Consider the following 25,117-nt stretch of genomic DNA (forward strand, 5'->3'; position numbering starts at 1 on the left):
GCAGCCATGGCTCCCCAGCAGTACGACTTCGTCATCGTCGGCGGCGGATCGGCCGGCAGCGCACTGGCGAACCGGCTCTCCGCCGACCCGGGCAACCGTGTGCTGGTGCTGGAGGCCGGCCGGCCCGACTACCCCTGGGACGTGTTCATCCACATGCCCGCGGCGCTGACCTACCCGATCGGCAGCCGCTTCTACGACTGGAAGTACGAGTCCGAGCCCGAGCCCCACATGGGCGGCCGGCGCGTCTACCACGCCCGCGGCAAGGTGCTCGGCGGTTCCAGCAGCATCAACGGCATGATCTTCCAGCGCGGCAACCCCATGGACTACGAGCGGTGGGCGGCCGACCCGGGCATGGAGACCTGGGACTACGCGCACTGTCTGCCGTACTTCCAGCGCATGGAGAACTGCCTGGCGGCCGACCCCGACGACGAGTTCCGCGGCCACGACGGCCCCCTCGTCCTCGAACGCGGCCCGGCCTCCAGTCCGCTCTTCCCCGCCTTCCTCGAAGCCACCCAGGAAGCCGGCTACCCCCGCACCGACGACGTCAACGGATACCGGCAGGAAGGCTTCGCACCCTTCGACCGCAACGTCCACCGCGGACGCCGTCTGTCGGCCTCGAAGGCGTACCTCAAGCCCGTGCGGAGGCGGCCGAACCTTGACGTCAAGACCCGTGCCCTGGTCACTCGCGTGCTCTTCGAGGGCAAGCGCGCCGTCGGCGTCGAGTACCGGCGCGGCCGGGGCAAGCCCCAGCAGGTCCGCGCCCGCGAGGTCATCCTCTGCGGCGGCGCGATCAACTCCCCGCAGCTGCTTCAGCTCTCCGGCGTCGGGAACGCCGGCGAACTGAGCGCGCTCGGCATCGACGTCGTACACGACCTGCCCGGAGTCGGCGAGAACCTGCAGGACCACCTGGAGGTCTACATCCAGTACGCCTGCAGGCAGCCGGTCTCCATGCAGCCGTACATGGCCAAGTGGCGCGCCCCGTTCATCGGTCTGCAGTGGCTCTTCCGCAAGGGCCCGGCCGCGACCAACCACTTCGAGGCCGGCGGCTTCGCCCGCAGCAACGAGGACGTCGACTACCCCAATTTGATGTTCCACTTCCTGCCCGTCGCGGTCCGCTACGACGGCTCCTCACCATCGGGCGGCCACGGCTACCAGGTGCACGTCGGCCCCATGTACTCCGATGCCCTCGGCTCCGTGAAGATCAAGAGCAAGGACCCGCGCGAGCACCCGGCCCTGCGCTTCAACTACCTGTCCACCGTGCAGGACCGCCGCGAGTGGGTCGAGGCGATCCGGGTGACCCGCAAGCTCCTCAACCAGCCCGCGCTCGCCCCGTACAACGGCGGGGAGATCTCGCCGGGACCGTCGGTCGAGAGCGAGGAGGAAATCCTCGCCTGGGTCGCGAAGGAGGGAGAGACCGCCCTGCACCCGTCCTGCACCTGCAAGATGGGCACCGACGAGATGGCCGTCGTCGACCCCGCCAGCCTGCGTGTGCACGGCGTTGAGGGACTGCGCGTCGTGGATGCCTCGGTGATGCCCTACGTCACCAACGGCAACATCTATGCGCCGGTGATGATGATCGCCGAGAAGGCCGCCGACCTCATCCTCGGCAAGGACCCCCTGCCGCCCTCCAAGGCCGCCTACTACAGGCACCGCGACGCCGCGAGATGACCGTGCTGCGTCCGCTGCTGCACGGTGTCCGCTACGAGGTGCTCCCCGCGAAGGCGACGCAGGACAAGGTGCTCGCCCATGTGCCGCGCGACGTGGTGGTCACGGTCACCGCGTCGCCGGTCAAGGGTCTTGAGCCGACGCTCGACCTTGCCACCCGGCTGGCGGCGCACGGCTACCGCGCGGTGCCGCATGTGCCCGCGCGGCTGCTGCGGGACGGCGCCCATGTGGCGGAGGTCGTCCACCGGCTGCGCGAGGCGGGCGTGGACGATGTCTTCGTACCTGCCGGCGACGCCGATCCGCCCGCCGGCCCCTACGAGGGCGCGCTGCCCCTGCTGCGCCACCTCGCCGAACTGGGCAGCCCCTTCGCCAGGGTCGGCATCACCGGCTACCCGGAGAGCCATCCGCTCATCGACGACGACATCACCATCCAGGCGATGTGGGACAAGCACGTCCATGCGACGTACATCGTCAGCAACCTGTGCTTCGACTCGCGCGTGCTGGGGGAGTGGGTGGCGCGGGTGCGCCAGCGCGCTGTCACGCTGCCGGTGCATGTGGGCGTGGCCGGGCCCGTGGAACGGACGAAGCTGCTGGCGATGGCGGCGAAGATCGGTGTGGGGGAGTCGACGCGCTTCCTGGCCCGGCACGCCTCCTGGTTCGTGCGCTTCGCGGCGCCGGGCGGCTATGCGCCGGAGCGGCTGCTGCGGCGCACTGCGCCCGCGCTGACCGCGCCCTCGGCGGCGGTGGCGGGGCTGCACGTGTTCACGTTCAACCAGATCGCGGAGACGGAGCGCTGGCGGCGGGCGATGCTGGCCCGCCTGGAGGGGGGTTAGCCCCACCCCGCCCCTTCCCTGAACTGGGGCTCCGCCCCAGACCCCGTGCGGGGGCGCTGCCCCCGGACCCCCGCTCCTCAAACGCCGGAGGGGCTGAATTCTTCAGCCCGTCCGGCGTTTGAGGACGTGCGGCCGAAGGTCGCATACGGGGTCCGGGGCGAAGCCCCGTCGGGGGGCCGGGGGCCTGCCCCCAGTTACGGGAAAGGGCGGGTAGGGGAACAAGCCCGCCGCAGGCGCCCCGCGTACCGCTCAGCGGAAGACCACCGTCCTGCTCCCGTCCACCATGACCCTGCTCTCGCTGTGCCACTTCACCGCGTGCGCCAGCACCTGCGCCTCCACGTCCCGTCCCACCGTGACCAGTTCGTCCGGATCGAGGGAGTGATCCACACGGACCACGTCCTGTTCGATGATCTGTCCCTCGTCCAGATCGGGGGTCACATAGTGCGCCGTGGCGCCGATCAGCTTCACGCCGCGGTCGTACGCCTGCCCGTACGGGCGTGCGCCCTTGAAGCTGGGCAGGAAGGAGTGGTGGATGTTGATGGCGCGGCCCTCGAGCTGCTTGCACAGGTCGTCCGAGAGGATCTGCATGTAGCGGGCGAGCACCACCAGGTCGATGTCCAGCTCGCGCACGAGTTCCAGGAGGCGGGCCTCGGCATCGGCCTTGGTTTCCTTGGTCACCGGGATGTGGTGGAAGGGGATGCCGTAGGTCCCGGCCAGCTCCTCGAACTCCTCGTGGTTGGAGACGATGGCCGGGATTTCGATGTTGAGCGCGCCGGTGCGCCGGCGGAAGAGCAGGTCGTTGAGGCAGTGGCCGAACTTCGACACCATGATCAGCGTGCGGGTCGGGGTCGAGGCGTCCCGCAGGGTCCACGAGATCCGGTATGCCTCGGCGACGGGGCCGAAGCGGTCACGCAGATGTTTCACGTCGGTGTCGGGGTCCGACACAGCGAAGTGGACCCTCATGAAGAAACGGTCCTGAAGCCGGTCGTCGAACTGCTGACTCTCCAGGATGTTGCCGGAGTTCCTGACCAAGTAGCCGCTCACGGCATGCACCAGTCCGGCCTGGTCCGGGCACGAGAGGGTGAGGACGTATTCGCGGCCTGGTTGCGGTCGAGGGGACATACGCGGCCTCCGTTGGTGCGTATTGCACAACGCGGTGAGTGATACGCAACATGGTCAGCCTCTCGTCGGCCGCGGTCAAGAGAGTCGGGGCAACTGGGTCTCGGGGAGGAATCGGCCTGTCTCGCCCCCTTGACGTGGGTCACACGTTCGGCCAGGGTGTTCCACCACAAGCAATGCAGTGCATGATGCGCAACGAACTTCGGTCGAAGGGCTCCGCTCGTGGCAGACCTGTATCTGGACGGAGAATGGCGCGACGCGGTGGCCGGTGGCCGCCGCGAGATCCTCTGCCCCGCAGACGGCACGCTTGCGGCGGTCGTGTCCGAAGGGACGCGAGCCGACAGCGAGGCAGCGATCGCAGCGGCCCGCCGGGCTTTCGACCAGGGCCCCTGGCCGCGGACCCCCGAACGCGAGCGCGGCGCGCTGCTGCTGCGGACCGCCGATCTGATCGAACGCGACGTCAAGGACTTCGCCCGGGCCGAATCGCTCGACACCGGCAAGCGACTGGTGGAGAGCGAGTACGACATCGCCGATGTGGTCGCCTGCTTCCGCTACTACGGCGGGATCGCGGGCACCAGCGCCGGCCGGGTGATCGACACGGGACGGGACGACGCCGTCAGCCGCGTCACGTACGAGCCGGTCGGTGTGTGCGGGCTCATCACCCCCTGGAACTACCCACTGCTCCAGGCGTCGTGGAAGGTCGCCCCCGCCCTGCTGGCAGGCAACACGATCGTGGTGAAGCCGAGTGAGCTCACCCCCTCGACAACCATCCTGCTGATGCGGGCACTTGAGGAGGCCGGTCTGCCGCCCGGCGCGGCCAACCTCGTGCTCGGCTCCGGCCCCGAGGTGGGCGCACCGCTGGCAGAAGACCCGGCCGTCGACATGATCTCCTTCACCGGGGGCCTGGACACCGGCCGGAGGATCATGGCCACGGCCGCAGCGACCGTGAAGAAGGTCGCTCTCGAACTGGGCGGCAAGAACCCCAATGTCGTCTTCGCCGACGCCGACTTCGAGACCGCGGTGGACTTCGCTCTCACGGCCGTCTTCCTGCATTCCGGGCAGGTCTGTTCGGCCGGCGCCCGGCTCATCGTCGAGGACCGCATCCACGACGCCTTCGTCGACGAGGTCGTACGCCGCGCCGGAGGCATCCGGCTGGGCGGTCCCTTCGACCCCCAGGCCGACACGGGACCGCTGATCTCCGCGCAGCACCGCGAGAAGGTCGAGGCCTATGTCACCGCGGGCATCGCCGAGGGCGCCGTACTGCGCTGCGGCGGCAGCCGCCCGGCGGACCCCGCGCTCGCCAAGGGCCATTACTACCCGCCGACCGTGCTCGACGAGTGCCGCCAGGACATGCGCGTGGTGCACGAGGAGTCATTCGGACCCGTACTCACCGTCGAGCGCTTCAGCGACGAGGACGATGCCGTACGGATCGCCAATGACACCGAGTACGGACTCGCCGGAGCCGTATGGACTCAGGACGCCGGCAAGGCCCAGCGCGTCGCGCGGCGGCTGCGCCACGGCACCGTGTGGATCAACGACTACCACCCCTATGTGCCGCAGGCGGAGTGGGGTGGCTTCGGGCACTCGGGCGTGGGCCGCGAACTGGGCCCGACAGGCCTGGAGGAATACCGCGAGCCCAAGCACATCTGGCAGAACATCCAACCCCGGCCGCAGCACTGGTTCCGCGGCTGAACGCCGAAGAGAGGTCGATCGTGACCCCAACGCAGACTGAACTGCCGCAGCGGCGCGGCACGTCCCAGGACCAGGACGCAGCCCCGGTCATCTCCGTGCGCGGGCTGTGGAAGGTGTTCGGGCCCAAGGCCGACCAGGTGCCGGATTCCGAGGAGCTGTGCGGGCTCACGCGCCGCGAGCTCATGGACCGCACCGGATGCACCGCCGCCGTACGGGATGTGAACTTCGACGTGTCGCCCGGCGAGGTCTTCGTCGTGATGGGTCTGTCCGGCTCCGGCAAGTCCACGCTGGTGCGATGTCTCACCCGGCTGATCGAACCCACCGCGGGCGAAGTCAACTTCGAGGGCGAGGACATCCGCGGCGCGGACAGCAAGCGGCTGCGCGAGCTTCGGCGCCGCAAGTTCTCCATGGTCTTCCAGCACTTCGGCCTGCTGCCGCACCGCCGCGTCGTCGACAACGTGTCGTACGGCCTGGAGATCCGTGGCATGGGCAGGGCCGAGCGCAACAAGCGGGCCCTGGAGGTCGTCGAACTGGTCGGCCTGTCCGGATACGAGAACTCCTACCCCGACCAGCTGTCCGGCGGCATGCAGCAGCGCGTCGGTCTCGCCCGGGCGCTCGCCGGCGACCCGGAGGTGCTCTTCTTCGACGAGCCGTTCTCCGCACTCGACCCGCTGATCCGCCGCGACATGCAGAACGAGGTCATCCGTCTGCACCACGAGGTCGGCAAGACGATGGTCTTCATCACCCACGACCTGTCCGAGGCGCTCAAGCTCGGCGACCGCATCCTGATCATGCGCGACGGCAAGATGGTCCAGTGCGGCACGGGTGACGAACTGGTCGGTGCGCCCGCCGACGACTATGTACGCGAGTTCGTCAAGGACGTGTCCCGCGCCGAAGTCCTCACCCTGCGCTGGATCATGCGCGCCCCCGGGCCCCACGACGCCCTCGACGGGCCGGAGTTGGGCCCGGACGTCGTGGTGCGCGAGGCGACGCGGGCGGTGCTCGCCGCCGACAGGCCGGTCAAGGTCGTCCAGGACGGCAAGCTCCTGGGCATCGTCGGCGACGAGGAGATCCTCGCGGTCGTGGCGGGGCAGGAAGGCGGCGCGTGATGGCCGTCATCACCAAAACGGCCGCGCCGGTCGCGTCCGTACGCAGGGTCAGCCGCCGCGCGGTGGTGGCCGCGATCCTGATCGCCTGGCTGGTGCTGTTCGCCGCCCTGCGCGGGCGGCAGACGCTCAACCTCGCGGCGGCCGATCTGACCGAACTGCACCGCTGGTTCAACTCGGTCAACGACAGCATCGGTGCCAACCGCAACAGCAACCCGCTCTTCCTCTACTTCTTCAACGAGATCCGGCTGGTCATCGACAATCTCGTGACCTTCGTCCAGTCGCTGATCTCCCAGCCGGGGGCCGGGCGTCCGGTGCCCGTCGTCGGCTGGCTGGGCGTCGTCGCCCTCGCCGGCTATGTCTCGTGGGCCTTCGGCAACATCCGCGTCGCGGCCCTGGCCGTGGCCGGGTTCGTCTTCCTCGGGCTGCAGGGACTGTGGCAGGAGAGCATGGACACCCTCGCCCTGACCCTGTCGGCGGTGTTCGTCTCCCTGCTCATCGGGATCCCGCTCGGCATCTGGGCCGGGCTCTCCGACCGGGTGAACCGCGCCATGACGCCGTTCCTGGACTTCATGCAGACGATGCCCACGTTCGTCTATCTGGCTCCGCTGACGCTGTTCTTCCTCATCGGCCCGGCATCCGCGACGATCGCCACGCTCATCTACGCGGCGCCGCCCGCCATCCGCATCACCGCGCACGCCATCCGCTCGGTGCCCGCCACCACGGTCGAGGCGGCCGAGTCGCTGGGATCCACCCGGCAGCAGACACTCACCAAGGTGCTGCTGCCCATGTCCAAGCGGACCGTCGTCATGGGCGTGAACCAGACCATCATGGCTGCGCTGTCCATGGTCACGATCGCGGCCCTGATCGACGCGCCCGGCCTGGGCAAGACCGTCGTCAAGGCACTGCAGACCCTCGACGTCGGCGTCGCCTTCAACGCGGGGCTCGCCATCGTCGTCATGGCGATCGTGCTGGACCGGGTCACGACCGCGGCAGGCGACCGCGTGGAGACCGCCAGGAGGCGCGGCGCCGGTCGCTTCACGAAGTGGCGCCGCCCCCTGCTGCTGGCCGGTGGCGCAGTTGCCGCGGTGTGCGTGTGGCTGTCCCACACCTATGTGTGGGCAGCCCAGTTCCCCGGTGACGCCGGGGTCGGGAGCGCGATCGCCCGCTCGGCGGACTCGGTCACGCTGTGGACGCAGGACACCTTCGGTGGACTGACCAACGGATTCAGGGACCTGGTCACCACCGCGTTGCTCAACCCCTTCGAGACGCTGCTCACCGAGTCACCCTGGTGGCTGGTGGGTGTGGTGATCGTCGCCGTCGGCGTCGTACTCGGCGGGTGGCGCGCGGGTGCGACGGCGGTGGTGTGCGTGGCTCTGCTCGTCGGGACCGGGGTGTGGTCGGACAGCATGACGACGCTGGCCTCCACCGCGGTGGCGACGTTGATCGTGATGCTGCTCGGCGTCGTGGTCGGTGTCTGGATGGGCCGCAGTCAGCTGGTCGACCGGCTGATCAGACCCAGTCTCGACGCGGGCCAGACCATGCCCTCGTTCGTGTATCTGGTGCCGTTCCTGGCGCTGTTCGGGGCCACGCGGTTCACGGCGATCATCGCCGCGGTGGTCTTCGCCGCCCCCGTGACGATCAAGATCATCGCGGACGGTGTGCGAGCCGTGCCGGAAACCACGGTGGAGGCCGCCACGGCGGCGGGTTCCAGTACGTGGCAGATCATCACCAAGGTCCAGCTCCCCATGTCACGCAGCGCTCTGACACTCGCGACCAACCAGGGACTGATCTATGTCCTGTCCATGGTGGTCGTGGGCGGTCTGGTCGGTGCGGGCGCCCTGGGCTACGACGTCGTAGCCGGTTTCTCCCAGGGCCAGTTGTACGGCAAGGGCCTCGCGGCGGGCCTGGCCATCGTTCTGCTCGGGGTCATGTTCGACCGGATATCCCAGGCCGCGGCACGGCGCACGACAAGAGCGCCCGGCGCTCGCTAGTCCGGCCACACCTCAGCGGCCACCGGAAACAGCACAGGAGGCAGTACATGATCGGGAACTTCATTACCCAGTCGCGCCCCGCGAGACGCAGGGCAGCGGTGGCCGGGCTGGCGGCGCTGAGCCTGACCACGCTCGCCGCCTGCGGCGGCGCCAAGGTCGGCGAGTCGGGGTCGGACAAGGCGGGGGGCGGCGCCGGCAAGTGCGGCACGTTCAACCTCGCGGTCAACCCCTGGGTCGGCTACGAGGCCAATGCGGCGGTCATCGCGTATGTCGCCGAGAACGACCTCAAGTGTCAGGTGACCAAGAAGGACCTCAAGGAAGAGGTCGCCTGGCAGGGCTTCGGCACCGGTGAGGTGGATGCCATTGTCGAGAACTGGGGCCACGACGACCTGAAGAAGAAGTACATCACCGACCAGAAGACGGCCGTGGCGGCCGGGGCGACCGGCAACAAGGGTGTCATCGGCTGGTTCGTGCCGCCGTGGCTGGCCAAGGAGCACCCGGACATCACCGACTGGAAGAACCTCAATAAGTACGCCGCCAATTTCAAGACCTCCGAGTCGGGCGCCAAGGGCCAGTTCCTGGACGGCGATCCGTCGTTCGTCACGAACGACGCCGCACTGGTGAAGAATCTGAAACTTGACTACAAGGTCGTCTACGGCGGCAGCGAGGCCGCGCTGATCCAGGCGTTCAGGCAGGCCGAGGCCAAGAAGAGCTGGGTGATCGGCTACTTCTACGCGCCGCAGTGGTTCCTGTCGGAGGTCGAGCTCGCGAAGGTGAATCTGCCTCCGTACAAGGAGGGCTGTGACGCGGACGCGGCCAAGGTCGCCTGCGACTATCCCGAGTACGAGCTGGACAAGATCGTCAGCAAGAAGTTCGCCGATTCGGGCAGTCCTGCCTATGACCTCGTCAAGAACTTCACCTGGACCAACTCCGACCAGAACCTCGTGGCCAAGTACATCGCCGAGGACAAGATGACGCCGGAGGCGGCGGCCAAGAAGTGGGTGGACGCCAACCGCGACAAGGTCGATTTCTGGCTCAAGAAGGGCTGATCCACAAGAGGGTCGGGGAAGCGCTGACCGTGCCCGGCGGGCTGCCGTGACAGCCCGCCGGGCACGGCTGTTTTTTTGCCCCGGTTACGGCCGTGAAGGCCCCTTGACACCCTCCTCGGTGACCGGCATCGTGAGTTGCGCAACCTGAAGCATGTTGCGCTGACAGCAACTCAAACGCTTGAAGGCGGAGGTGCGGCGATGGCGGGACCCCGAGTGGTCATCATCGGAGCGGGCGTCGTGGGAGCGGCGCTCGCCGACGAACTGTCCTTCGCGGGCTGGACCGACATCACGGTCGTCGACCAGGGGCCCCTGCCCGCCACCGGCGGGTCCTCGTCCCACGCGCCGGGGCTGGTCTTCCAGACGAACTCCTCGAAGACCATGACCGAGCTCGCCCGCTACACCGTCGAGAAGTTCTGCAGCCTGGACGTCGACGGGCAGCCCTGCTTCCTCCAGGTCGGGGGACTCGAGGTGGCCACCACCCCCGAGCGGCTGACCGAGCTGCACCGCCGCCACGGCTGGGTCACCGCCTGGGGCATCGAGTCCCGGCTGCTGAGCCCCGAGGCGTGCATCGAACTGCACCCGCTGGTGGACCCCGAGCGCGTCCTCGGCGGCCTTCTGGTCCCCACCGACGGCCTGGCCAAGGCGGTGCTCGCCGTCGAGGCCCAGATCCGGCGGGCCACCGAGCGCGGCGTACGCTTCCTCGCCCGCCACGAAGTCCTCGACGTCGTGCACAGCGAGGGTCAGGTCAGCGCGGTCGTCACCGACCAGGGTGAGATCCCCGCCGACATCGTCGTCTGCTGCGCCGGCATCTGGGGCCCGAAGATCGCCCGCATGGTCGGGATGAACCTTCCGCTGACCCCGCTCGCCCACCAGCTCGCCTGGACCGGCCCCGTTCCCGCCCTGGAGGGCCAGGCCGAGGAAGCCGTCCGGCCGATCCTGCGCCACCAGGACGCGGACCTGTACTACCGCGACCGCTTCGACCGCATCGGCATCGGCTACTACGGCCACCGGCCCATGCCCGTCGACCCCGAGGACATCGCCTCGTTCGACGAGGCCGCGCAGATGCCCTCCGTCCTGAAGTTCACCGAGGACGACTTCGCCGACGCCTGGGCCGAGACTCAGGCCCTGCTGCCCGCGACACGCGAAGCCAAGATCGAAGAGGGCATCAACGGCCTCTTCTCCTTCACCACCGACGGACTGCCGCTGCTTGGCGAATCACCCGACGTCAAGGGCTTCTGGGTCGCCGAGGCCGTGTGGGTCACCCACTCCGCGGGCGTCGCCCGCGCGGTGGCCGAATGGCTCGTGGACGGCCACTGCTCGTCCTTCGATCTGCACGAGTGCGACGTCAACCGCTTCGAACCGCACCAGCTCTCCCCGGAGTACGTCCTGGCCCGAGACTGCCAGAACTTCGTCGAGGTCTACGACATCCTCCACCCCCTCCAGCCCGCAGGCGCCCCACGGCCCCTGCGCACCAGCCCCTTCCACGCCCGCCAGCAGGAACTCGGCGCCTTCTTCCTGGAGGCCACCGGCTGGGAGCGGCCCCAGTGGTACGAAGCCAACGCACCGCTCGTCGCAGGCCGGTCCATTCCCACACCCAACGACTGGGCGGCGCGCTACTGGTCGCCCATCGTCGGCGCCGAGGCCCAGACCACCCGCGAGACCGTGGCGATGTACGACATGACGGCACTCAAGCGCCTGGACGTCACCGGCCGGGGCGCGGCCGCCTTCCTCCAGCGGCTTTCCACCGGCAACGTCGACAAGTCGGTCGGGTCGGTGACGTACACCCTGCTCCTGGACGAAGACGGCGGCATCCGCAGCGACATCACCGTCGCCCGCCTCGGCCGCGACCACTTCCAGGTCGGCGCCAACGGCAACCTGGACCTCGACTGGTTCGGCCGTCACCTGCCGGCGGACGGCTCGGTCCAGGTGCGCGACATCACCGCAGGCACCTGCTGCATCGGCCTGTGGGGCCCGCTGGCCCGCGAGGTCCTCCAGCCGCTCGCCGACTCGGACTTCTCCAACGACGGCCTGAAGTACTTCCGCGCCAAGCGCGCCCACATCGGCTCCGTCCCCGTCACGGCGATGCGCCTTTCGTACGTCGGCGAACGCGGCTGGGAGCTGTACACCACCGCCGACATGGGCCAGAAGCTGTGGGACACCCTGTGGCAGGCCGCCCAGCCCCTCGGCGGCATCGCCGCGGGCCGCGGCGCCTTCAACAGCCTCAGGCTGGAGAAGGGTTACCGCTCCTTCGGCACCGACATGACCTATGAGCACGACCCGTACGAGGCGGGGGTCGGCTTCGCCGTGAAGCTCGACAAGGGCGACTTCATCGGCAAGGCGGCGCTGGAGCGGCGCAAGGCGGATGTACGGCGCCGTCTGACCTGTCTGACCATCGACGACCCGCAGGCCGTGGTCATGGGCAAGGAGCCGGTGTACGACGGCGAGCGCCCCGTCGGCTACGTCACCAGTGCCGCGTACGGCTACACGATCGGCAAGGGCATCGCCTACGCGTGGCTGCCGGCCGAACTCGCCACGACCGGCACCGCCGTGCAGATCGGCTACTTCGACCGGCGCGTGGAAGCGGTCGTCGCCGACGAGCCGCTGTTCGACCCGTCCATGTCCCGCCTTCGCGGCTGAGCCCCCAGCTGTAGGAAGAGGAGCACCGTGAGCGCACAGGTCCTCGACGGACGCCGTACCGCCGCCGCGATCCGCACCGAACTCGCCGAGCGCGTGGCCAAGCTGGCCGCGCGGGGAATCACGCCGGGCCTCGGTACCGTACTGGTCGGCGACGACCCCGGCAGCAACGCCTACGTCGCCGGCAAGCACCGCGACTGCGCGCAGATCGGCGTCGCCTCCATCCGGCGCGAACTGCCCGCCGACGCCACGCAGGAACAGGTCGAGGCCGTCATCGACGAGCTCAACGCCGACCCCACCTGCACCGGCTACATCGTCCAACTGCCGCTGCCGCGCGGCCTCGACGCCCACGCCGTACTGGAGCGCATGGACCCGGCCAAGGACGCCGACGGCCTGCACCCCGTCAGCCTCGGCCGCCTTGCGCTCGGCGTCGAGGCCCCCCTGCCCTGCACCCCGCGCGGCATCGTGGAACTCCTGCGCCGCCACGACGTCCCCCTCGCCGGAGCGCGGGTGTGCGTCATCGGGCGAGGCATCACCGTCGGGCGGCCGATCGGCCTGCTGCTCACGCGCAGGTCCGAGAACGCCACCGTGACCCTGTGCCACACCGGGACCAAGGGGCTCGCCTGGCATGTACGCGAGGCGGACATCGTCATCGCCGCCGCCGGGTCGCCCGGACTGATCACGCCCGACATGCTCCGGCCCGGCGCCGTCGTCCTCGACGTCGGCATCACCCGCACCGAGGAGGGGCTGGTCGGTGACGTGCACCCCGATGCCGCCAGGGTCGCCGGATGGGTCGCGCCCATGCCGGGCGGCGTAGGTCCCATGACGCGGGCGATGCTGCTCGCCAATGTCGTTGAAGCCGCCGAGAGGAACGCCGCATGAACCCGCTGAACGCGCCGCTCGCCGAGCTGGACCCCGAGGTCCATGCCGCAGTCGCCGCGGAGCTGCACCGCCAGCAGTCCACCCTCGAAATGATCGCGTCGGAGAACTTCGCCCCCTCGGCGGTCATGGAAGCCCAGGGGTCGGTCCTGACGAACAAGTACGCCGAGGGCTACCCCGGTCGGCGTTACTACGGCGGCTGCGAACACGTCGACGTCACGGAGCGATTGGCCATCGAACGTGTCAAGTCACTCTTCGGCGCCGGATTCGCCAATGTGCAGCCGCACTCGGGCGCCCAGGCCAACACCGCGGTCTTCTTCGGCCTGCTGAAGCCCGGCGACACCGTCCTCGGCCTCGATCTCGCGCACGGCGGGCACCTCACCCACGGCATGCGCATCAACTACAGCGGCAAGATGCTCAATGTCGTGCCCTACCACGTGGACCAGACCGACAACCTGGTCGACATGGACGAGGTGGAGCGCCTCGCCAAGGAACACAACCCCAAGATGATCATTGCGGGCTGGTCTGCGTATCCCCGGCAGCTGGACTTCGCGGCCTTCAGGCGGATCGCCGACGAGGTGGGCGCGTATCTGATGGTCGACATGGCCCACTTCGCGGGCCTCGTGGCCGCCGGTCTGCACCCCAATCCGGTACCGCACGCCCATGTCACCACCACGACCACCCACAAGACACTCGGCGGCCCGCGCGGCGGCGTCATTCTCACCAATGAGGCAGACCTCGCCAAGAAGATCAACTCGGCGGTGTTCCCCGGTATGCAGGGCGGACCGCTGGAGCATGTCATCGCAGCGAAGGCGGTGTCGTTCAAGCTCGCCGCATCGCCGGAGTTCGCCGAGCGGCAGGCCCGCACGCTGGCCGGCGCCCACATCCTTGCCGAGCGGCTCACCAAGCCGGACGCGGCCGCGGCCGGAGTCAGCGTGCTGACCGGCGGTACCGATGTCCATCTGGTCCTGGTCGACCTGAGGGAATCGGAGCTGGACGGAAAGCAGGCCGAAGACCGGCTCCACGAGATCGGCATCACGGTCAACCGCAACGCCGTCCCCTTCGACCCCCGCCCGCCCATGGTCACGTCGGGCCTGCGCATCGGCACCCCGGCACTGGCCACCCGCGGCTTCACCGAAGAGGACTTCGCAGAGGTCGCCGACGTGATCGCGCTCGCCCTCCAGCCGGCCCCCGATGTCGCGGCGCTGCGCGCCCGCACCGAAGCGCTGGCTGCCAAGCACCCGCTGTACCCGCACCTTTCTGGAGACGCCCGATGAGCCCCCGCACCCCGGGCGCCGACCTCCCCGAGCACCCCGACTGGCTGTGGCGCACGCCCGAGCCGAAGCGGTCGTACGACGTGGTGATCGTGGGCGGCGGCGGACACGGTCTCGCGACCGCCCACTACCTGGCGAAGAACCACGGCATCACCAAGGTGGCCGTGCTGGAGAAGGGCTGGCTCGCGGGCGGCAACATGGCCCGCAACACCACCATCATCCGGTCCAACTACCTGTGGGACGAGAGCGCCGGAATCTACGAGCACGCGCTCAAACTGTGGGAAGGGCTGGCGGACGAACTCGACTACCCGATCCTCTTCTCCCAGCGCGGTGTGCTGAACCTCGCCCACAGCCTGCAGGACGTCCGCGACAGCGTGCGCCGCGTCGAAGCCAACCGGCTCAACGGCGTCGATGCCGAATGGCTCGACCCGCAGCAGGTCAAGGACGTCTGCCCCATCGTCAACATCTCGCCCGACGTGCGCTATCCGGTCATGGGCGGCACCTACCAGCCGAGAGCCGGCATCGCCAAGCACGACCACGTCGCCTGGGGACTCGCGCGCTCCGCCGACGCCGCCGGTATCGACATCATCCAGAACTGCGAAGTCACCGGCATCGACATCCAGGGCGGCCGGGTCACCGGCGTACAGACGACGCTCGGCCCGATCGCCGCCGGCAAGGTGGCGCTCTGCTCGGCCGGTCACACCTCGGTGCTCGCCGCCATGGCGGGCTTCGAGCTGCCGCTGCAGAGCCATCCGCTGCAGGCGCTGGTCTCCGAGCTCCTTGAGCCGGTGCACCCCACGGTCGTGATGTCCAACGCGGTGCATGTGTACGTCAGCCAGGCCCACAAGGGCGAACTCGTGATGGGCGCGGGCATCGACGCGTACAACGCCTACACACAGCGCGGCGCTTTCCACATCATCGAGCATCAGATGTCGGCAGCGCTGGAACTCTTCCCGGTCTTCGCCCGCGCCCATGTGCTACGTACCTGGGGCGGCATCGTCGACGTCAGCCCCGACGCCTCGCCCATCGTGGGGCTCAGCCCGGTGGACAACCTCTACGTCAATTGCGGCTGGGGCACGGGTGGCTTCAAGGCCACCCCGGGCGTCGGCTGGGTCTACGCCCACACCATCGCCCACGACACCCCTCACCACCTCAACGCCCCCTTCTCGCTCGACCGATTCACCACCGGCGCGCTCGTGGACGAGCACGGCGCGGCCGCGGTGGCCCACTAGGGAGCCGAATCGATGCTGCTCATCCCATGCCCCTGGTGCGGGCCCCGTGACGAGGCCGAATTCCACTACGGCGGCCAGGCACACGTGCCGTATCCCGAGGACCCCGCCGCCCTGACCGACCAGGAGTGGGCCCGCTACCTGTTCTTCCGCGACAACCCCAAGGGCCCGTTCGCGGAGCGCTGGACCCACGCGTCGGGATGCCGCCGCTGGTTCAACGCGGTACGTGACACGGCGACGAACGAGATCCTTACGGTGTACCGCGCGGGCGAGCCGCGCCCGGATCATCCAGCCCCTCCGGCGTTTGAGGAGCGGGGGTCTGGGGGCAGAGCCCCCAGCGGGGTCCGGGGCGGAGCCCCGGTTATGGGAAGGGGCGGGGTGGGGAAGGAAACCCCCGCCGCCGCGCCGCACGGCTCGACCCAACCGTTCCGGCTCCCCACCGCCGGCCGCGTATCCCGCGCCGACCGCCTCACGTTCACCTTCGACGGCACCACATACCAGGGCTTCCGCGGCGACACCCTCGCCTCCGCCCTCCTCGCCAACGGCATCATCCAGACCGGCACCAGCATCAAACTCGGCCGCCCCCGCGGCATCTTCTCCGCCGGAGTCGAGGAGCCCAACGCCGTCGTCCAGATCGAGGAGCCGTTCCCCGAGCCCATGCTGCCCGCGACGGCGGTGGAGTTGTACGAGGGCCTCGTCGCGAGCAGCCTCCCCGGGCAGGGACGGCTCGCCACCGAGCCCGACCCCGCACGCTACGACGCCGTCCACGCCCACTGCGACCTGCTGGTCGTCGGCGCAGGCCCGGCCGGACTCGCGGCCGCGTCCGCCGCCGCCCGCAGCGGCGCGCGCGTCATCCTCGCCGACGACCAGCCCGAGCCGGGCGGCAGTCTCCTCGGCACAGGCCAACTCCTCACCTGGGCAGCCGAGATCGAGGCGCTGCTCGAAGCCGCACCGGAAACCCGCATCCTGCGCCGCACCACCGTCTTCGGCTACTACGACGACAACCACCTCCTCGCCGTCGAACGCCGGACCAACCATCTCGGCGGCGCAGCCCCCGAGAACGTCTCCCGCGAGCGGGTCTGGCGCATCCGCGCCCGCCGCGTCGTCCTGGCCACCGGAGCCCACGAGCGCTCGCTGGCTTTCGCCGACAACGACCGCCCCGGCGTCATGCTGGCGGCCTCGGCCCGCACGTATGCCAACCGCTACGGCGTCCAGCCCGGCCGCCGCGCCGTCGTCTTCACCACCAACGACAGCGCCTACGCGGCCGCGCTCGACCTGGCGGCGGCGGGTGTGGAGATCGCGGCCGTCGTCGACACCCGCCCCGAACCGGGGGAGTGGGCGCGCCGGGCCCAGGACGCCGGGATCGAGGTGCTGGCCGGGCATGCCGTGGTCGGTACCGAGGGCGACCAGCGGCTGTCGGCGGTGACCGTCGCTCCGTACTCACAGACAACGGGGCACCGCGAGTTCAGCGCCGACCTGCTGCTGGTCTCCGGGGGCTGGAACCCCGTCGCGCATCTGTTCAGCCAGGCGGGCGGAAAGCTCCGGTACGACGACACGCTCGGCACCTTCGTCCCCGACACCTGCCGTCAGGCGGTCGAGGTCGCCGGCTCCGCGGCCGGCGAATTCGACCTCGCCGCCGTACTCGCCCAGGGTGCCGAGGCGGGCGCCCGTGCGATCGAGGCCGAGGGCTATGTGACCGCTGCACCAGAGCTCCCCGTCGTGGCCGACGAACCGCAGTCCCCGCCCATGCAGGTCTTCGCCGTCCGCGGTCCCGCAGGCGCGCCCCGCTTCGTAGACCTCCAGCGTGATGTCACCGTCGACGACCTCGCCCGCGCGACCGGCGCCGGTATGCGCTCGGTCGAGCACACCAAGCGCTACACCACCGCCGGCACGGCCAACGACCAGGGCAAGACCTCCGGCGTCCTCGCCAGCGGCACCGTCGCCCAGCTCCTGGGCGTGGACATCTCAGCCCTGGGCACGACGACGTTCCGCCCTCCCTACACCCCCGTCTCCTTCGCCACCCTCGCGGGCCGCGACCGCGGCGCGCTCCACGACCCCGTGCGCGTAACCGCCCTGCACGGCTGGCATGTCGGCCAGGGCGCGCTCTTCGAGAACGTCGGTCAGTGGAAGCGGCCCTGGTACTACCCCCGGGACGGCGAGGACATGAAGGCCGCCGTGCTCCGTGAGTGCCGCGCCGCGCGTGAGGGAGTCGCCTTCATGGACGCCTCCACGCTCGGCAAGATCGACGTGCAGGGTCCTGACGCCGCTGTCTTTCTCGACCGGCTCTACACCAACATGATGAGCACCCTCAAAGTCGGCATGATCCGTTACGGCGTCATGTGCCGCCTCGACGGCATGATCTTCGACGACGGCACCGTCATCAGACTCGCCCAGGACCGTTTCCTTGTCACCACCACGACCGGCAACGCGGCCGCCGTCCTGGACTGGATGGAGGAATGGCTGCAGACCGAGTGGCCCGACCTGCGTGTCCACTGCACGTCCGTCACCGAACAGTGGGCCACCGTCGCCCTCGTCGGCCCCCGCTCCCGCGAGGTACTTGGCGCCCTGGCCCCTGAACTGGCCGTCGCGAACGACGACTTCCCCTTCATGGCCTGGCGCGAGTCAACGGTCGCGGACATCCCGGCCCGGGTCTGCCGGATCAGCTTCTCCGGCGAACTGGCCTACGAGATCAACGTGTCGCCGTGGGACGCCCGGGCGCTGTGGGAGGCGCTGTACACGGCGGGGAGCCCGTACGGCATCACCCCGTACGGCACCGAGACCATGCACGTCCTGCGCGCCGAGAAGGGCTACCCGATCATCGGCCAGGACAGCGACGGCACGGTCACGCCGCAGGACCTCGGCATGAGCTGGGTGGTGTCCAAGAAGAAGCCGGACTTCATCGGCAAGCGCTCCCACGCACGCGCCGACACCACACGCCCCGACCGCAAGCACCTCGTCGGCCTGCTCCCCGAAGACCCGGACTCCTTCCTCCCCGAAGGCACCCATCTGGTCGCCGACAGCGTGCTGCCCGCCCCTCCCGTGCCCATGCTCGGCCACGTCACCTCCAGCTACCACAGCGCGGCGCTCGGCCGTACCTTCGCGCTCGCCCTGATCAAGGGTGGCCGGGACCGCATCGGCGAGCGGCTGTACGCGCCGGTCGGCGACCGGCTGGTCCCGGTGACCGTCGCAAGTCCCGTCCTCTACGACCCCGAGGGAGCCCGCCGCGATGGCTGACACCGCAATCCGCCACAGCCCCCTGGCACACACCGCCGGCCGCTTCGCCGCCGTCACCCGCGCCTCGGGCGGCGACCTGCGCCTGGCCGAACTTCCCTTTCTCACCCAGCTCACCGTCCGGCTCGACGCCAAGGGCCCGGCAGCCGACGCCGTGGGGCTCGCCCTGGGCCTTCAACTGCCCCTCGAACCCAACACCGTCGTACGCGCCGGTGACCTCCATGCACTGTGGCTCGGCCCCGACGAATGGCTCGTCGTCGCCCCGCCCGGCAGCGGGCCGGGTCTGGAGAACCGGATCCGGGCGGCAGCGGGCGACGAGCCTGCAGCGGTCACGGACGTCTCCGCCCAGCGCACCACCCTGCTCGTCACCGGCCCCCGTGCCCGCGACCTGCTGGCCCACGGCTGCCCACTGGACCTGCACCCGCGTGCCCTCGGCCCGGGCCGCTGCGCCCAGACCACCCTGGCCCGCGCACAGGTCGTGCTCGTGGCACGGGACGAGCCGAGGGCGGGGTTCTGGCTGCTGGTCCGTTCGTCCTTCGCCGGGTATCTGGCGGACTGGCTGCTGGACGCGGCGTCGGAGTACGTCTGACGCTCAGGTCCTGTCCGGCCGATCTTGCCGGGCTCGATCGACCGGACAGGACCTAGCCGCCGATCGCGCCCGCCGCCGCGGCCTGGAGGTGCGGACGGGCGAGATTGTTCGGGCGCAGGATGAACTGAAGCTCTTCCTTCGTCAACAGGCCCTTGTCGAGCACGAGTTCATGAACACTGCGGCCGGTCTGGAGCGCTTCCTGGGCGACCGCGGTGGCCTGCTCGTAGCCGATGTGCGGGTTCAGCGCGGTCGCCAGGCCGATGGACTGGGCTACGAGGTCGGCGAGGTGCTCTCGGTTGGCGGTGATGCCGGTGACACAGCGCTCGGCGAGGGTCAGACAGCCGGCCCGCAGATGCGTCAGGCTCTTCAGCAGGCTGTGGGCGATGACCGGTTCGAAGGCGTTCAGCTGGAGCTGGCCCGCCTCGGCGGCCATGGTCACCGTCATGTCGTTGCCGATGACCTCGAACGCGATCTGGTTGACCACCTCGGGGACGACAGGGTTCACCTTGCCCGGCATGATGCTGGAACCGGCCTGCACCGGCGGCAGGTTGATCTCGGCGAAGCCTGCTCGCGGCCCGCAGGAGAGCAGCCGAAGGTCGTTGCACGTCTTGGAGAGCTTGACGGCGATCCGCTTCAGCACTCCCGACAGCTGGACGAACGCGCCGGCGTCCTGGGTGGCTTCGACGAGGTCGTGTGCGACCGTCAGCGGAAGTCCGGTGATGGTACGCAGGTGCCGGGAAGCCCGAGCCGCGTACTCGGGATGGGCGTTGAGTCCCGTGCCGATGGCGGTTCCGCCCAGGTTGATCTCCCGGATCAGCTCGCATGCCTCGGTGAGGCGCTTGTGGTCCTCTCCCAGCATCACGGCGTACGTCGCGAACTCCTGGCCCAGGGTCATGGGCACCGCGTCCTGCAACTGCGTACGGCCCATCTTCAGGACGTCCGCGAACTCCTCCGACTTCGCGGCGAAGGCGCAGCGGAGCACCTCCATGGCGTCCAGCAGACGCTGAGCGGTGAAGTCGAGGGCGATCTTGACGGCGGTCGGGTAGACGTCGTTGGTGCTCTGTCCCGCGTTGACGTCCTCCAGCGGGTGCAGATTGCCGTACTCGCCCTTGCGGTGGCCGAGGAGCTCCAGGGCACGGTTGGCGACGACCTCGTTGGCGTTCATGTTCGTCGAGGTGCCCGCGCCGCCCTGGATCACGTCGACGACGAATTCGCCGTGAAGCTTCCCGGCACGGATCTCTTCGCAGGCGCTCACGATCGCGTCAGCCTTGCGGCCGTCCAGCAGTCCGAGGTCGCGGTTGGCGAGGGCCGCTGCCTGCTTGACGCAGGCCAGGGCGGTCACCAGGTCCGGGTAGGCCGAGACGGGGATGCCGGTGATGGGGAAGTTCTCCACCGCCCGCAGGGTGTGGATGCCGTAGTAGGCGTCGGCGGGGACGTCCCGGTCACCGAGCAGATCGTGCTCGGCGCGGACCTCGGGGAGGACGTGGTCGTGCGTGGCCATGGAGGTGCGGACTCTCCTGTCGGGTGCGTACGGGGAGGAGTGGGGCGAGGCTCAAACGGGTGGGAGCCGCTCGGTCCGGGGGGAGGGGGAAGAAGACCGAGCGGCCCCGGTCTATGCGGGGACGAGCACGGCCGGCGGGTCGGAGTCGGCGGACATGGCCTCGGCGAGCGCGTGGCGCAGCACCTGCTCCCGCTCCCGCGGGTCGGTGGCGGCGAGCAGTGCGGTGAGCAGGGCGATCCGGGCCTGGCCGGCTCGCAGCGTGCCGGTCTTGACGGCGCCCGCGGCCACGAGGTCGACCGCGCCGCCGCGGGTGTAGATCTCGGTGACCGGTCCGGCCTGGACACGGGTGGTCAGGGCGACCAGGACGCCGCGGGAGGTCGCGGAGGCGACGGCTTCGACGAACTCGGGGGTGGCGTTGCCGGCGCCGGTGGCCACGAGGACGATTCCCTGGGCCCCCGCGTTCACGGCCGCGTCCAGCAGGAGCGGGTCGGCGTCGCAGTGGTGCATCACCATGTCGACGCGGGGCAGGGCGTCCGGCATGCCGGGCAGGGCCAGAGCCGCAGGGCGCTGGGGGTGGCGCAATACGGAGACGCGGCCGAAGCCGATGTTCCCGATGCGGGCACCGGACGGATCGGCGAAGGCGTCGGAGGCCAGCGTCTGCGTCTTGACGGTGCCGCGGGCGGCGTGCACCTTGCCGTCGAAGGCGACCAGGACCCCAAGGCCACGCGTCGTCGCGGCGGTCAGCAGCGCGTCGTGGAGGTTGTCGGGTCCGTCGCCGTCCGCCGCGTCGAGCGGAAGCTGGGCGCCGGTGAAGACGACCGGGCGGGGGTCGTCGTGGTGGAGGTCGACCAGGAACGCCGACTCCTCCAGGGTGTCGGTGCCGTGGGTGACGACGATGCCGTCCACGCCGGGGTCGGCGAGCACCTCGTGCACCGTGCGGAGCAGGGTGAGCTGGTGGGCGGTGGTGAGACGGGGGCTGTTCACGCTGAACAGATCGACGACCTCGACGGTGACACCGTCGGGCACGGCCGCGGTCGCCATCACCTCCTCGCCGTGAGCGTCGGCGGCGAATCCCGAACCCTGCCAGCGGCTGGCTATCGTCCCGCCGGTGCTGATGACGACGACGCGTCCCACAGTGCCCACTCCTCGATCGTGTCGCCGGTTGCGGCGAATCCGACGGGGCACGCGGCCCGGCTTGGCTCGTGGCCCCGGCCGGGCTGCGCCCCATGGCTGACCCGGGGATGCCGGACCAGTCGGACGCAATGATAGAGTCCTGGGCGCGCAATGCGATCGCCAATTCTGGCCCACATCGACCAATCTAATGGTGAATAATTGCGCCATGGATGAGATCGACCGAGATATCTTGCGCGAGCTTCAGAATGACGGGCGGCTGAGCAATCAGGACCTGGCACAGCGAGTGGGGCTGACCCCCTCACCGTGCATGCGCCGCGTCCGGCAACTGGAGCAGGACGGGGTGATCCAGGGCTATCGCGCGGTGATCGACCCGGAGGCGGTCGGCCGGAGCTTCGAAGTCCTCGTCTCCATCGAGGTGAAGCGGGACCGCGAGGTGGTCGAGGCCTTTGAGGCCGGTCTTCAGGAGATCCCCGACGTCATCGAGGCGTACCGGCTCTTCGGCAGCCCGGGATGCCTGCTGCGCATCGCGGTCGAGGACCTGCGTGCGTACGAGCGGCTGTGGATCGAGAAGCTGACCTCGCTGTCCGGCGTCACCGAGGTCAACTCGCAGATCATCATGAAGCGGATCAAGGAGCTTCGCGGTGTGCCGGTGGACGGCTGAGCCTCCCTGATCCGCCCTCGCAGGGACCCGCCGGGCGATGGCCGACCCTAGGGCCTGTCGTTCGGATCTTGCCGGGCTCGCGTGCCCTGGCACGCACGCTCGCTGCGTTGTCGTCAGTCGCCGACGCTCCGCGTCGGCTCTCCCCCTGCCTTCGGCGGGGGGACCCCCATCCTCCGGCCTGCGATCGCACGCACCAGACCCCGCTCACTGATCCGGCCTGATCCAAACGACAGGCCCTAGAGATCGACCGACTTGCCCAGCGGGATACGGGAGTAGTCGGCCCCGCCCTCCCCGTCGAGCCACTGGTCGAAGTGGTCCAGGCCGACATCGCTGAGCTGGACGTCGTGGATGGGGAACGCGCGAGCGGGGCGGACCGTTCGGACGAACTCGATGACCTCACGGAGTTTCAGCCACGGGCCGGCTGCCGGGACCAGCAGTGTGTCGACCGCCTCGGCGGGGACGAACAGCGAGTCCCCCGGGTGGTAGATGCCGTCGACGATGAAGCCGATATTGGGGCAGCCGGGCAGGCCGTCGATGATCTCGGCGTGCTCGCCGCCGACGGCGCGCACGGTGAAGCCGGCGGCGGTGAAGGTGTCACCCGGTTCCACGGCGGTCACGCCCTCGCCGAGGACTGCGGCCAGCGCGGGATGGGTGTGGACGGTCAGCGCGGGGTTGCTGTCGCGGGCCGCTTTGAGTTTGTCGAGGTCGATGTGATCCTCGTGCTCATGGCTGATGAGCACGGCGGTGGCGCCGGACAGTGACTCCATCTCGGAATAGGTGCCCGGGTCGATAACGAGCACTCGGTCGCCGTCTTCGAGACGCACACAGGCGTGGCCGTACTTTGTCAAACGCATCTGATCAACTTACCGGCAGGCGACCGCAGTCCGCATACCGCTCGGGCCGGTCCGCTCCGCACCGGCCCGAGCGGTGCAGTGGGCGAACTACCGCCTCGTAAATGCGTCCCTGGTGTCCGCGCGCAGCCGGTCCCGGAGCACCGAGATCGCCACGACGAGCGCCGCCACCAGTACGGAGAGGATCACCTGATCCCGTCCGGCGTCGTCCGTCAGCATGTAGACCAGGACGAACGAGATCATCGCGATCGTCGCCCACGTCAGGTACGGGAAGAGCCACATCCGTACGACGAGCTTGTCCGGCGACTCGCGCAGCAGGATGGCGCGCATTTTCAGCTGGGTGAAGCAGATGACCAGCCAGACGAACAGGGCAACCGCACCGGAGGAGTTCAGCAGGAAGAGGAACACCGTGTCGGGCCACTGGTAGTTGAAGAAGACCGCCACGAAGCCGAAGACGACCGACCCCAGAATGGCGGCCTGAGGCACGCCGCGGCTGTTCGTGCGGGCGAATGCCTTGGGCGCGTCGCCGCGCTCGCCGAGCGAGAAAGCCATACGAGAGGCGGTGTACAGGCCGGAGTTGAGGCAGGAGAGCACCGCGGTGAGGACGATGACGTTCATGATCTGACCGGCGTGCGGGATACCGATCGCCTCCAGCGCCGCCACGTACGAGCCACTCTCCTGGATCGCCGGATCGTCCCACTCGAGCAGGGACACCACGACCAGGATGGAGCCGAGATAGAAGACGCCGATCCGCCAGATCACGCTGTTGGTGGCCTTGGTGACGGCACGTCGCGGGTCCTCGGACTCGCCGGCGGCGAGGGTGACGATCTCGCTTCCCATGAAGGAAAAGACGACCATCAGGATGCCGGTGAGGATCGCTCCGGGCCCATTGGGCAGGAACCCACCGTGGCCGGTCAGATTGGCCAGGCCCACGGCTTCGTGGCCGGAGCCGGGCAGTACGCCGAAGACCGCGAGACCGCCGATCACGATGAACGCGGCGATGGCGACGACCTTGATCCCGGCGAACCAGAACTCGAACTCGCCGTACGAGCCGACCGATACCAGGTTGGTCGCCGTGAGCACCACCATGACGATGAGGGCCCAGCCCCACTGCGGGACTGCCGGGACCCATCCCTCGAGGATCTTGGCGCCGGCGGTGGCCTCGACGGCCAGGACCACGACCCAGAAGAACCAGTACAGCCAGCCGATGGAGAAGCCGGCCCAGCGGCCGAGTGCCCGGTCGGCGTAGGCGGAGAAGGAACCGGAGGTGGGGTGGGCCGCGGCCATCTCGCCGAGCATCCGCATGACGAAGACGACCATCGCGCCGACCAGGGCGTACGAGACCAGGATGCCTGGGCCGGCGGCCGCGATGCCGGAGGCGGAGCCGACGAACAGGCCGGCACCGATCACACCGCCGATCGCGATCATCGACAGATGACGGTTCTTGAGCCCGGCCTGGAGGCCGTCCGCGGAAGGCGTCTGCCCGCTCTCACGGGGTGGCGAAGCCACGTCGGTGTTCGAGGGTTGCGCGCTCATGCTCAGTCCTTACAGGGGGAATGGGGGTCAGACCGGCCTGTGGGTCGTTCACATGCCGAGCACGGGTGGGACGACGGTGTGTACGACCACATGGGGAGGCCGGAATGCCGATCCGCTGGAGCAGGCCCTGCTTGTTCGCG

General features: G+C 69.5%; 18 protein-coding genes. 13 read left to right on the forward strand and 5 right to left on the reverse strand.

Going from position 1 to position 25,117, the window contains the following annotated elements; genetic code table 11:
- Positions 1-6 precede the first annotated feature (6 nt).
- Both betA and OG741_RS36510 read left to right on the forward strand, forming a co-directional pair.
- A complete protein-coding gene (gene betA, locus OG741_RS36505) occupies positions 7-1,668 on the forward strand; it encodes a choline dehydrogenase (RefSeq protein WP_405604941.1) in 1,662 nt (553 codons plus the stop codon).
- Positions 1,665-2,498, forward strand: a complete 834-nt coding sequence (locus OG741_RS36510; protein WP_405604943.1) for a methylenetetrahydrofolate reductase — start codon at positions 1,665-1,667, stop codon at positions 2,496-2,498. The genes betA and OG741_RS36510 overlap by 4 nt, the downstream gene beginning before the upstream one ends.
- A 249-nt stretch (positions 2,499-2,747) precedes the next feature.
- Here OG741_RS36510 and purU read toward each other — a convergent pair whose 3' ends face one another.
- Positions 2,748-3,620, reverse strand: a complete 873-nt coding sequence (gene purU / locus OG741_RS36515) for a formyltetrahydrofolate deformylase (RefSeq protein ID WP_405604945.1) — start codon at positions 3,618-3,620, stop codon at positions 2,748-2,750.
- A 219-nt stretch (positions 3,621-3,839) separates the two neighbouring features.
- On the opposite strand from purU, the gene OG741_RS36520 reads away from it, so the two are divergent.
- The 10 genes from OG741_RS36520 (at position 3,840) to OG741_RS36565 (ending at position 19,294) form a co-directional block, all read left to right on the forward strand.
- Positions 3,840-5,309 carry an aldehyde dehydrogenase family protein gene (locus OG741_RS36520; protein WP_405604947.1) on the forward strand — a complete coding sequence of 490 codons (1,470 nt, stop codon included), beginning with the start codon at positions 3,840-3,842 and terminating at the stop codon, positions 5,307-5,309.
- A 20-nt stretch (positions 5,310-5,329) separates the two neighbouring features.
- Positions 5,330-6,418 carry a glycine betaine/L-proline ABC transporter ATP-binding protein gene (locus OG741_RS36525; RefSeq protein ID WP_405604949.1) on the forward strand — a complete coding sequence of 363 codons (1,089 nt, stop codon included), beginning with the start codon at positions 5,330-5,332 and terminating at the stop codon, positions 6,416-6,418.
- Positions 6,418-8,409, forward strand: coding sequence for an ABC transporter permease subunit (locus tag OG741_RS36530; protein WP_405604951.1), 1,992 nt, complete (start codon positions 6,418-6,420; stop codon positions 8,407-8,409). Before OG741_RS36525 ends, OG741_RS36530 begins: the two co-directional genes overlap by 1 nt.
- Positions 8,410-8,456: 47 nt before the next feature.
- A complete protein-coding gene (locus OG741_RS36535; protein ID WP_405604953.1) occupies positions 8,457-9,458 on the forward strand; it encodes an ABC transporter substrate-binding protein in 1,002 nt (333 codons plus the stop codon).
- A 198-nt stretch (positions 9,459-9,656) separates the two neighbouring features.
- Positions 9,657-12,095, forward strand: coding sequence for an FAD-dependent oxidoreductase (locus OG741_RS36540; protein ID WP_405604955.1), 2,439 nt, complete (start codon positions 9,657-9,659; stop codon positions 12,093-12,095).
- Positions 12,096-12,122: 27 nt separating this feature from the next.
- Positions 12,123-12,974: a bifunctional methylenetetrahydrofolate dehydrogenase/methenyltetrahydrofolate cyclohydrolase gene (locus OG741_RS36545; RefSeq protein WP_405604957.1), complete on the forward strand. Its 852-nt coding sequence runs from the start codon at positions 12,123-12,125 to the stop codon at positions 12,972-12,974.
- On the forward strand, positions 12,971-14,248 hold the full coding sequence (gene glyA / locus OG741_RS36550) for a serine hydroxymethyltransferase (protein WP_405604959.1): 1,278 nt from the start codon (positions 12,971-12,973) through the stop codon (positions 14,246-14,248). Before OG741_RS36545 ends, glyA begins: the two co-directional genes overlap by 4 nt.
- Positions 14,245-15,477 carry a sarcosine oxidase subunit beta family protein gene (locus OG741_RS36555; RefSeq protein WP_361916261.1) on the forward strand — a complete coding sequence of 411 codons (1,233 nt, stop codon included), beginning with the start codon at positions 14,245-14,247 and terminating at the stop codon, positions 15,475-15,477. Before glyA ends, OG741_RS36555 begins: the two co-directional genes overlap by 4 nt.
- A 12-nt stretch (positions 15,478-15,489) precedes the next feature.
- Positions 15,490-18,708, forward strand: a complete 3,219-nt coding sequence (locus OG741_RS36560) for a sarcosine oxidase subunit alpha family protein (RefSeq protein WP_405604961.1) — start codon at positions 15,490-15,492, stop codon at positions 18,706-18,708.
- The gene (locus OG741_RS36565; protein WP_405604963.1) at positions 18,701-19,294 is read left to right on the forward strand and encodes a sarcosine oxidase subunit gamma; all 594 of its coding nucleotides are present in this window, start codon (positions 18,701-18,703) and stop codon (positions 19,292-19,294) included. Before OG741_RS36560 ends, OG741_RS36565 begins: the two co-directional genes overlap by 8 nt.
- A 52-nt stretch (positions 19,295-19,346) precedes the next feature.
- Here OG741_RS36565 and aspA read toward each other — a convergent pair whose 3' ends face one another.
- Positions 19,347-20,795 (reverse strand): aspartate ammonia-lyase, encoded by a 1,449-nt coding sequence (gene aspA, locus OG741_RS36570; RefSeq protein ID WP_405604965.1) that lies wholly within the window; start codon positions 20,793-20,795, stop codon positions 19,347-19,349.
- 111 nt (positions 20,796-20,906) lie between these two features.
- Positions 20,907-21,929, reverse strand: a complete 1,023-nt coding sequence (locus OG741_RS36575; protein WP_405605970.1) for an asparaginase — start codon at positions 21,927-21,929, stop codon at positions 20,907-20,909.
- 205 nt (positions 21,930-22,134) lie between these two features.
- On the opposite strand from OG741_RS36575, the gene OG741_RS36580 reads away from it, so the two are divergent.
- Positions 22,135-22,590, forward strand: coding sequence for an Lrp/AsnC family transcriptional regulator (locus tag OG741_RS36580; RefSeq protein ID WP_405604967.1), 456 nt, complete (start codon positions 22,135-22,137; stop codon positions 22,588-22,590).
- 236 nt (positions 22,591-22,826) lie between these two features.
- Here the strand turns inward: OG741_RS36580 and OG741_RS36585 are convergent, their stop codons facing one another.
- On the reverse strand, positions 22,827-23,444 hold the full coding sequence (locus OG741_RS36585; RefSeq protein ID WP_405604969.1) for an MBL fold metallo-hydrolase: 618 nt from the start codon (positions 23,442-23,444) through the stop codon (positions 22,827-22,829).
- Positions 23,445-23,531: 87 nt separating this feature from the next.
- The gene (locus tag OG741_RS36590; RefSeq protein ID WP_405604971.1) at positions 23,532-24,977 is read right to left on the reverse strand and encodes an amino acid permease; all 1,446 of its coding nucleotides are present in this window, start codon (positions 24,975-24,977) and stop codon (positions 23,532-23,534) included.
- Positions 24,978-25,117: the final 140 nt, after the last annotated feature.

Origin of the sequence: Streptomyces sp. NBC_01410 (assembly GCF_045040195.1) — a bacterium.
GTDB lineage: Bacteria > Actinomycetota > Actinomycetes > Streptomycetales > Streptomycetaceae > Streptomyces.

Bases quoted from the DNA above. Each gene is read 5' to 3' on its own strand.
- betA (WP_405604941.1), top strand. From the start codon at position 7: ATGGCTCCCCAGCAGTACGACTTCGTCATCGTCGGCGGCGGATCGGCC.
- OG741_RS36510 (WP_405604943.1), top strand. From the start codon at position 1,665: ATGACCGTGCTGCGTCCGCTGCTGCACGGTGTCCGCTACGAGGTGCTC.
- purU (WP_405604945.1), bottom strand. From the start codon at position 3,620: ATGTCCCCTCGACCGCAACCAGGCCGCGAATACGTCCTCACCCTCTCG.
- OG741_RS36530 (WP_405604951.1), top strand. From the start codon at position 6,418: ATGGCCGTCATCACCAAAACGGCCGCGCCGGTCGCGTCCGTACGCAGG.
- OG741_RS36535 (WP_405604953.1), top strand. From the start codon at position 8,457: ATGATCGGGAACTTCATTACCCAGTCGCGCCCCGCGAGACGCAGGGCA.
- OG741_RS36540 (WP_405604955.1), top strand. From the start codon at position 9,657: ATGGCGGGACCCCGAGTGGTCATCATCGGAGCGGGCGTCGTGGGAGCG.
- glyA (WP_405604959.1), top strand. From the start codon at position 12,971: ATGAACCCGCTGAACGCGCCGCTCGCCGAGCTGGACCCCGAGGTCCAT.
- OG741_RS36555 (WP_361916261.1), top strand. From the start codon at position 14,245: ATGAGCCCCCGCACCCCGGGCGCCGACCTCCCCGAGCACCCCGACTGG.
- OG741_RS36560 (WP_405604961.1), top strand. From the start codon at position 15,490: ATGCTGCTCATCCCATGCCCCTGGTGCGGGCCCCGTGACGAGGCCGAA.
- OG741_RS36565 (WP_405604963.1), top strand. From the start codon at position 18,701: ATGGCTGACACCGCAATCCGCCACAGCCCCCTGGCACACACCGCCGGC.
- aspA (WP_405604965.1), bottom strand. From the start codon at position 20,795: ATGGCCACGCACGACCACGTCCTCCCCGAGGTCCGCGCCGAGCACGAT.
- OG741_RS36580 (WP_405604967.1), top strand. From the start codon at position 22,135: ATGGATGAGATCGACCGAGATATCTTGCGCGAGCTTCAGAATGACGGG.
- OG741_RS36585 (WP_405604969.1), bottom strand. From the start codon at position 23,444: ATGCGTTTGACAAAGTACGGCCACGCCTGTGTGCGTCTCGAAGACGGC.
- OG741_RS36590 (WP_405604971.1), bottom strand. From the start codon at position 24,977: ATGAGCGCGCAACCCTCGAACACCGACGTGGCTTCGCCACCCCGTGAG.